This is a genomic window from Aeromonas sp. QDB11 (genome assembly GCF_027705265.1).
GTDB lineage: Bacteria > Pseudomonadota > Gammaproteobacteria > Enterobacterales > Aeromonadaceae > Aeromonas > Aeromonas allosaccharophila.
In genome coordinates this window covers 1-8,945 of sequence record NZ_JAPDBM010000100.1, presented here as the reverse complement: position 1 = coordinate 8,945, position 8,945 = coordinate 1, and the positions used below count along the sequence as shown (strand labels likewise).

Annotated in this window: 6 protein-coding genes; all 6 read left to right on the top strand. The window is 50.7% G+C overall.

Going from position 1 to position 8,945, the window contains the following annotated elements; translation table 11 throughout:
• The first annotated feature begins 193 nt into the window (after positions 1–193).
• The 6 genes from OKC40_RS21110 (at position 194) to OKC40_RS21085 (ending at position 8,886) form a co-directional block, all read left to right on the top strand.
• Complete coding sequence (locus tag OKC40_RS21110) at positions 194–2,212, top strand: DUF262 domain-containing protein (protein WP_270796880.1); 2,019 nt, start codon at positions 194–196, stop codon at positions 2,210–2,212.
• Positions 2,213–2,230: 18 nt separating this feature from the next.
• Positions 2,231–2,881 carry a type II toxin-antitoxin system toxin DNA ADP-ribosyl transferase DarT gene (darT, locus tag OKC40_RS21105; RefSeq protein ID WP_270796879.1) on the top strand — a complete coding sequence of 217 codons (651 nt, stop codon included), beginning with the start codon at positions 2,231–2,233 and terminating at the stop codon, positions 2,879–2,881.
• Positions 2,881–3,954, top strand: coding sequence for a type II toxin-antitoxin system antitoxin DNA ADP-ribosyl glycohydrolase DarG (darG, locus tag OKC40_RS21100; RefSeq protein ID WP_270796878.1), 1,074 nt, complete (start codon positions 2,881–2,883; stop codon positions 3,952–3,954). Before darT ends, darG begins: the two co-directional genes overlap by 1 nt.
• A gap of 193 nt (positions 3,955–4,147) precedes the next feature.
• Positions 4,148–7,252: a type I restriction endonuclease subunit R gene (locus OKC40_RS21095; RefSeq protein ID WP_270796877.1), complete on the top strand. Its 3,105-nt coding sequence runs from the start codon at positions 4,148–4,150 to the stop codon at positions 7,250–7,252.
• Positions 7,252–7,965 (top strand): M48 family metallopeptidase, encoded by a 714-nt coding sequence (locus OKC40_RS21090; protein ID WP_270796876.1) that lies wholly within the window; start codon positions 7,252–7,254, stop codon positions 7,963–7,965. The genes OKC40_RS21095 and OKC40_RS21090 overlap by 1 nt, the downstream gene beginning before the upstream one ends.
• Positions 7,966–8,886 (top strand): hypothetical protein, encoded by a 921-nt coding sequence (locus OKC40_RS21085; RefSeq protein WP_270796875.1) that lies wholly within the window; start codon positions 7,966–7,968, stop codon positions 8,884–8,886.
• Positions 8,887–8,945: the final 59 nt, after the last annotated feature.

Genomic DNA, 8,945 nt, shown 5'->3' with positions numbered 1-8,945 from the left:
ACAGGCCTATAAGTATTTGTTTTGTAGGCAAAAAACTATTTTTAATTTTTAACAAAATGTTCACGATCTCGCCCTGTACGTGAGGCGACTAATCCCCAGCTGTTCTTGCAATATGAGGTGCCGACCGTGACCAAGGTTAATGGCACCAAGATTGATGAATTGAAAGCACTATTTGACAAAATGGGGTATCTCGATGAGCGATGAGATGATCACCCTTCTCTCAGTGGGCAAGCTGCTGGGTAACACCCCGCCAGAGGAGCAGGTGAGCTATCTGATCCCTATGTATCAGCGCAACTACGCATGGGAAGAAGCCGAGATAATCCAGCTGATTGAGGATGTGCTCGACTATCAGCCCAAGAGGAAGCGCTACTATATCGGCAGCTTGGTGGTATCCGCACGGGAGCGTGAGGCCGATCGAGCGATATATGAAGTGATCGATGGCCAGCAACGACTGACAACGCTGTCGTTGTTGGTAACCTATTTACGCAATCAGGGGCGATCGCTCGGTGTTGAACTCGACTGGTATCGTCAACCCAATATCGACTTCGAATGCCGTGAGCATTCTCGCCAAACCCTTTCTGCACTGTTCAATGGCCAACTGGAAGGTAACCCGCCTCAGTTAACGGGTATGACCGAGATTAATGACGCAATCCTGCGTGGTTACCGGATAATTCACAACGTGCTGAGAAACAAGTTAAAGGCACGTAATATCAGCCCCATCGAGTTTTCGGATTATCTACTAAACCGTGTCGAGATCCTGCGAGTCGGTGTGCCGCCAAAGACAGACCTCAACCACTATTTCGAGGTGATGAACAGTCGCGGTGAGCAGCTCGTAAAACATGAAGTGCTTAAAGCCCGTCTGCTGGCAGTAATGAGTCAAATCCCTGACCCAGTTGAAAAAGCCTGTAGCGAGTATGCTCTGCATAAGGTGTGGGACGCGTGCGCCAATATCGACAAGTATGTGCAAGCTGGTTTTACCACCTCCGAGCGGTCGAAATTGTTTGGTCAAGAGTGGCATCAACTGCGTGTCGATAGCTTTGACGCTTTGAGTGAGCTGCTTGGGGATGGGCAAGCTGCCGTGATGGATAGACCAATTTCATTGAGTCTTGAAGCGCTGATCCAACAACCGGTGGGCAAACACACTGAGCAACTTGATGATGATGGCGCGAAACGCTTCCACTCAGTGATCAACTTCCCGAATTTCCTGCTGCATGTGCTGCGTGTCCTGCTCAAACAGGATATTCCCCTCGATGATAAACGGCTGCTGGATACCTTTGACGACTATCTGCTCCGTGGCAACCCAACGCAGGGGGTGATCGGAAAGGCGCAAGCTATTGAAGGCACCAAGGCATTCACCTTTGCCTTACTGCGCTGCAAGCATCTGTTTGACTCGTATGTTATCAAGCGTGAATACGCTGCAAATAAGACAGGCTGGAGTCTGAAAAGCTACAAGAAAGACAGTGGCGGAAGCACCGACTATCCGAAATCATTTAGTAATGAAAAGGGTGAGAATGACATCAATCAGCAACTTGCGATGTTGCTGGCAGCTTTTCATGTCTCCGCTCCGACTATGGTCTATAAGCATTGGCTCAATGCGGCACTTCACTGGCTCTTCAATGACGCGCAGCAACCGATACAAGCCGCTGACTATCTGGTCTATCTGGAGTCGGTTGCCAAGAGGTTTGTTTTTGACCGTTTCCTGGCTGACACCGGGGCCGACTATTTCGATATGATCTATCGGCAGGAAGATCTGCCTCAAACAGTACAAGAGCAGATCGACAGAAATATTGTGAGGCAGCGTCTCTGTTACGGACAGATAGAGAACAATCTGATCTTTAACTTTCTCGATTATCTCTTATGGCAAAGGAATCGTAGAGCGGCTAACAAAGACAGCACTATTGCCAACTTTCAATTCACCTCTCGCAGTTCGGTGGAACACTACTACCCACAGCATCCTAGAGGAGGGAAGCTATGGCCAAGTGAGCACCTGAATGCATTTGGCAATCTCTGTCTGATTAGCCATGAAAAAAATTCACGTCTAAGTGACTATTTGCCCAAAGCCAAACAAGAACACTACGCAGGTGGGGTCATCGACAGCATTAAACAATATTTGATGATGGAGTCAGATGACTGGCACATTGAGGCAATGAAACGCCATGAAGACGAGATGTTAGATGTTCTATTACATGCTTTGCCATGCGACCAGACATAATACGGGAGAACCAGACCAATGCCATATGACTACAGTCGCAGTATCAATCCAGAGAAGGCGCTGATCTTTCGTATCGTGCATCGCGATAATCTGCCATGGATTTTGACTCATGGTCTGTGGGCGGGCAACGCAACCGAGCAGAGTGATTCTTGGGTACATATTGGTTTGGCCGAGTTGATCAGCAAGCGCGCCCATCATCCGGTGCCGCTGGCGCCTTTCGGGGTATTGAACGACTACGTGCCATTCTATTTCACTCCCTTTTCTCCCATGCTCAGCAATATCCACTCAGGGAGGGGCGTGCCGCAGCGCAGTAATGACGAGATCCTGATCCTGGTATCCAGTTTGCATCGAATTGCCGAGCTGGAGTTGGCATTCCTGTTTACCGACAGCCACGCCTATTATCAATGGGCCAATTTCTACGATGATCTGGGGGAACTGAACCGCATCGACTGGCCCATTTTGCAACGGCGTGACTTCAAACGAAACCCAGATGACCCCGCCAAGTTCGAACGCTACCAAGCAGAGGCGTTGGTGCATCAACACTGTCCCGTTGAGGCATTAGTCGGCGTGGTGTGTTACAACGAAGAGACAAAGGCTCAGGTTGAGCAAACGATGGCCCAATTGGGTGTCGCCCGACCGGTTCATGTTCGTTCTGGATGGTATTTCTGATGATTCGATACACCACTGGCAACCTGCTGGATGCGCCTGTTGAGGCATTGGTGAATACAGTGAACACCGTTGGTGTCATGGGTAAGGGTATTGCGCTGATGTTTAAAGAGCGCTTCCCTGACAACATGGCTCGCTATGCGGCTGCCTGTAAGTCAGGGCAAGTGGCCACCGGCAAGATGTTTATCACCGAAACTGGTGAGCTACTCGGCCCCCGCTGGATCATCAACTTTCCCACCAAGCAACATTGGCGATCTCCATCCCTGATGGTATGGATTCAGGAAGGCTTGCAAGATCTGCGACATTGGCTGGTGCAAAATCACGTCAAATCTATCGCCATCCCTCCGCTTGGGGCAGGGAATGGTGGCCTACCATGGCCTGAAGTAAAACAGGCCATTGAAGGGGCTCTCGGTGATTTGGATATTGAGATCCTGCTGTTTGAACCCAGCAACCAGTACCAGAATGTTGCCAAACGTACTGGCGTCGAACATCTCACACCGGCCCGTGCCTTGATTGCCGAGCTGGTCCGTCGCTACTGGTTTCTTGGCATGGAGTGCAGCCTGCTGGAAATTCAAAAACTGGCATGGTTTCTGGCGCGCTTTATTCGTCAAACGGTGCCACAAGATCCGCTGCAGTTGCACTTCACTGCACACCATTACGGGCCTTATGCCAATAATCTGGCCCACTTGCTGAATGCAATGGACGGCAGTTATCTCAAATCAGATAAGCGGATCCCGGACAGCAAACCCTTCGATGTCATCTGGTTCAATGATGACAAGAAGCAACAACTTGCCGCCTATTTGCATACCGAGGCGCGAGCTTACTTACCCGCGCTGGAGCAAGCTGCTGCGCTTATCGACGGATTTGAATCGCCCTATGGAATGGAGCTGCTAGCAACCGTTGACTGGCTGATAAACCAAGAGGGATGCGAACCCACCGTCGAGGCGCTGCGGGCTGGGCTCCTGCGTTGGCCGAAAGGGGAAAAATGGGCACGGCGCAAAGCTGGCTTGTTTGATGACAAGAGTTTGCAGATTGCACTCACGCGCTTACAGCAGGGGTTTTCTGATTTTCATTGATGAGTGACAACCGCCATGTTCTTGAAATATGGTAGTCTTGTCTGACTCCGTCGTAATGTTACTCATTGTCTTAATTATTGAATCAAGACTAGGGCCGCCTTTGCAGCCCTCTTGATTTGGATATCATCTCTTTCAGGTTGGTTGTTTGGCTATGCAGCCTCAGCCATCTTGTTGTCCACATGGAATTTCTCCTATGGGAAAAGTTGGTCAAAAAGAGCTGGCCATCCAGCAACGCGTTCTCACCTTTTTTCAGCAACGATTAGGGTGGCACTACCTCGGTAACTGGCATACCCGCCCCAACAATCGCAATGTCGAACCTGCTCTGCTGACTGACTGGTTGATGGGTCGTGGTACGGATGCTGCGCTTATTCCCCGAGTCCTGCGCCAGCTGGAGCGGGCGGCCAGCCTGGGGGAGGGGCGTCAGCTCTATGATGCCAATAAAGAGGTCTACCGCCTGTTGCGCTATGGCGTTAAGGAGAAGAGCGGGGCGGGTGAGCAGCATCAGACCGTCTGGCTGGTAGATTGGGCCAATCCTGAGGCTAACGACTTTGCCATCGCCGAGGAGGTGACGGTCGCGGGGGAGAATACCAAGCGGCCGGATCTGGTGCTCTACGTTAACGGTATTGCGCTAGGGGTGATCGAGCTCAAGCGATCCACCGTCTCTATCGGTGAAGGGATCCGGCAAAACCTCGACAACCAGCAACAGGATTTCATTCGCAATTTTTTCACCACTCAACAGTTGCTCATGGTAGGCAACGACAGCCAGGGCCTGCGGTACGGTACCATCGAAACCCCTGAGAAATATTATCTGGGGTGGAAAGAGGCCGGCTCTTCGCAGGATGAAAATCCGTTGGATCGCCACTTGGCCCAGCTTTGCGAGAAGGGGCGCTTTCTTGAGTTAATTCACAACTTTATTGTCTTCGATAGTGGGGTTAAGAAAACCTGTCGCCATAACCAGTATTTCGGGATCTCGGCAGCCAAGCGGTTTATTGAACGTCATGAGGGCGGGATCATCTGGCATACCCAGGGCAGCGGTAAAAGCCTGACCATGGTGTGGCTGGCCAAGTGGATCCGAGAGAATGTCGCTGACAGTCGGGTCTTGATCATCACTGACCGTACCGAACTCGATGAGCAGATAGAGAAGGTATTTGCCGGGGTCGAAGAGGAGATCCTGCGTACCAAGAGTGGGGCCGATCTGGTACGCCGTCTGAACGAGGCACACCCTTGGCTGCTTTGCTCTTTGGTGCACAAATTTGGCCGACACACGGAAGAAGCAGATGAGACGGCTGAGAGAGATGACGATGAATTTATCGCCGAGCTCAAAGCCAGCCTGCCGGCTGATTTTGCGGCCAAGGGCAAACTCTTTGTGTTTGTGGATGAGTGCCACCGTACCCAGTCGGGCAAGTTGCATGGGGCCATGAAGAGCATATTGCCCGAGGCACTTTTTATTGGCTTCACCGGCACACCCCTGATGAAGAAGGATAAGAAGAAGTCGGTAGAGGTGTTTGGACCCTTCATTCACACCTACAAGTTTGACGAAGCGGTGAGTGATGGGGTGGTGCTGGACTTGCGTTATGAGGCCCGCGACATTGACCAACGGGTCAAGTCCCAGGCCAAGGTGGATGAATGGTTCGAGGTGAAGACCAAGGCGCTCTCCCGACTTGGTCGCCAGCAGTTAAAAGAGAAGTGGGCCTCGATGCAGAAGCTGCTCTCGAGCCGCTCACGACTCGAGCAGATCGTGGCCGATATCCTGCTCGATTTTGACCGTAAACAGCGCCTGGCGGATGGCCGTGGCAATGCCATGCTGGTGTGCTCCAGTGTCTATCAGGCTTGCAAAAGCTATGAGCTGTTCAGTCAGGCAGGATTTGCTGACAAGTGTGCCATCATCACCAGCTATCAGCCTAATGCCAGTAACATCAAAGGACAGACGACCGGTGCGGGGTTGACCGAAAAGCTGGCCAAATACCATATCTATCGCAAGATGCTGGCGAACTTTTTCGGCCAGAGCGAGGATGAGGCTGGCAAGCGGGTGGAGGAGTTTGAGAAAACGGTCAAACAGCGCTTTATCAAGGAGCCTGGTCGGATGCGGCTGCTGATTGTCGTGGACAAGCTGTTGACCGGTTTCGATGCTCCGTCAGCGACCTACCTTTACATCGATAAAAAGATGGCCGATCACAACCTTTTTCAAGCTATCTGTCGGGTTAACCGGCTCGATGGTGCCGATAAGGAGTATGGCTATATCGTCGATTATAAGGACCTGTTTCGCTCTCTTGAGAAGACCGTCAAGGATTATACGGCCGAGGCGTTTGAATGCTATGACAAGGAGGATGTCGCTGGGTTACTCAAAGATCGCTTGGCGCAAGGACGGCAGGATCTTGACGACGCTCTGGAGGCAGTGCGAACGCTCTGCGAACCGGTCAAGGCCCCCCGCGAAGAGTTGGATTATCAGCACTACTTCTGCTGTGCTCCGGGAGCAGACGAAGATGAGCTGCTCGACAAGGAGGCGCTGCGTCTAACCCTTTATCAATATGTCGCCAAGCTTATCCGTGCGTTCACCGCTCTGGCGGGGGAGATGGAAGAGGCCGGTTATAGCGCGAGCCAGGCTGCTGCAATCCGTCGTGAGGTGGAGCACTACAGCAAGGTGCGCGACCTGATCAAAGTAGCCAGTAGTGATCACGTCGATATGAAGCAGTTCGAGCCGGCGATGCGCCAGATGCTGGATCTCTATATTGATGCTGACCCCAGTGAAACCCTGATGGACTTTGAAGAGCTGGGATTGCTGGAGCTGATCATCGAGCGGGGGGGCGAAGCGCTTGAGGGGGCGCCTGAGGGGCTGCGTAAAGACCCCGAGGCCATGGCTGAGGCGATTGAAAACAACGTGCGACGAACCATCGTCGACGAGAATCCGGTTAACCCCAAGTACTACGAAAAGATGTCGGTGCTGCTCGATGAGCTGATTGAGCTGCGTCGCTCTCAGGCTATCTCTTACCAGGAGTATCTGGAGAAAGTGCGAGAGCTGGCTATGAAGGTGAAACGTCCAGCCAGTGGGGGGGCAGAGACCTATCCTGGAAGTGTCGATACCTCAGCCAAGCGCGCGCTCTATGACAATTTGGGCCGCGATGAAGTGCTGGTGACCAGGATCGATACTGCCGTCAGATACACTAAAAAGGCGGACTGGCTCGGTGATCGCTTCAAAGAGCGGGAGGTTGCCTTTGCTATTGCCGAAGAGATCAAAGAGTACGATGTGACCGTCGCGGATGTGATGACCCTGGTAAAAGCCCAGCCGGAGTACCATTGATGGCGTTGGTTACCTTTGGTGAGCTGACTGTCGAGTTGCAGCGCAAGGGCATCAAAAACCTGCACATCAATGTATTGCCTCCTGATGGACGGGTGCGGGTTTCTGCGCCCACTGCTTTGTCTGATACCGCCATTCGTGTTGCAGTGGTGCGAAGACTGGCCTGGATCCGACAGCAGCAGGCGGCGTTTGTTGCCCAGCCGCGTCAGAGCGAGCGCAAGATGTGTAGTGGAGAGACCCATTATCTTTGGGGACGAGGCTATCGACTGGATGTGATCCAGACCGATGGTGACCATAGCGTCAAGTTACAGGGCGGCTGGATCCGCATGCGGGTGCCCGCTCATTATGATGCAGCTCGTCGCGAGGCATTGTTGCTAGAGTGGTATCGTCAACTTCTACGCCAGCGTCTTCCGGTACTTATTACCAAGTGGCAGGAGATGCTCAAGGTTGCACCTTCTTTTGTCGGTATCAAACGCATGAAGACCATGTGGGGTAGCTGCAAAACTGATACTGCTCGCATCTGGATTAACCTCGAACTTGTCAAGAAGCCCCCTGAATGCCTGGAATTTATTGTTGTCCATGAGATGGTGCATTTGTTAGAACGCAAACATAACCAGCGATTTATCTCCCTGATGGATTTTCACTTACCAAATTGGAGAGAGCATCGAGAGAAGCTGAACAAAATGCCGCTGGCGTTTAACCGGTGGGGGTATTAAATGTTTCTTTATGATCCAGAGCAATATATTGAGTGGCTTGGCTATCCTTCGGCAGGGGATTTTTTCCATGGGATATTTAGCTCTCCATTACTGAGTGAAGGAAAGTTGCATGCGCCATGTGCAAAAACACTCAAGAAGTTTTTTTCATTAAATGAACCATTAAAGGTAACTCCTCAGGCTGAAAAGTTTTTCCATAGATTAAAAGAAAGCCTTTTTTCTCTGGGTGTAGAGCCTGAATATCTGGAGCCGTCATCCGAACCTATTCTGAGGGTTCAGTTCTCTGCTCGGGTTAAATGGCCAGCCTTATTTAAAGCGTTACAAATTAATGGGTATTATCCGCAGACATGTATACAAGCTAATCATCTGCTTGGTAGATTACTGGAGTTATTAGATAGCTTGGATGGCCTTGATGGCCAAGAGCGAATTCAGAAAATAATTGATAACGATTGGATATTGTCAAGTCTGACTGAGCTGGGCGTTGGGTCGGTTGTCAATGATTGTGATGTAAGTATAGAGCTTGAAGATAATGAGACTCTGGCTAAAATTTTACATTATCTAAACATCTACATGTTTATTAAGGTGTTTGCCGCGTTTGACGCTGATTTTAACAGCAAGGTATCGATGGAGAATAAGAAGTCTCTATTTTTAAAACTGATGCCTACGTCTCCTCTTGAGGATTGGATACCCCATAAGTCAGGTATAATTGAACCCTTGCTTCAGGCTTTTGAGTCTAAGAGGGTAGGTTATCAAGCATTTGCTAAGTATGTTAATTGTAATGAAGACTCTATAAAAACTAACTTGCGTCAGTTTTATGCAAATGAAAGGAATCTGAAATTTAAAACCGTGCAAAAATGGTTCTTTGGTGCATTTGAGGAACTATCACAAAAGAAAGACCTTGACGAACGGCGTTTTTCAAGATAGTTGTCGCGCAAAGCTGTTTTAAGCAGCCTCTTTCTGCTCCGGCTCGGGTTTCTCGGGCC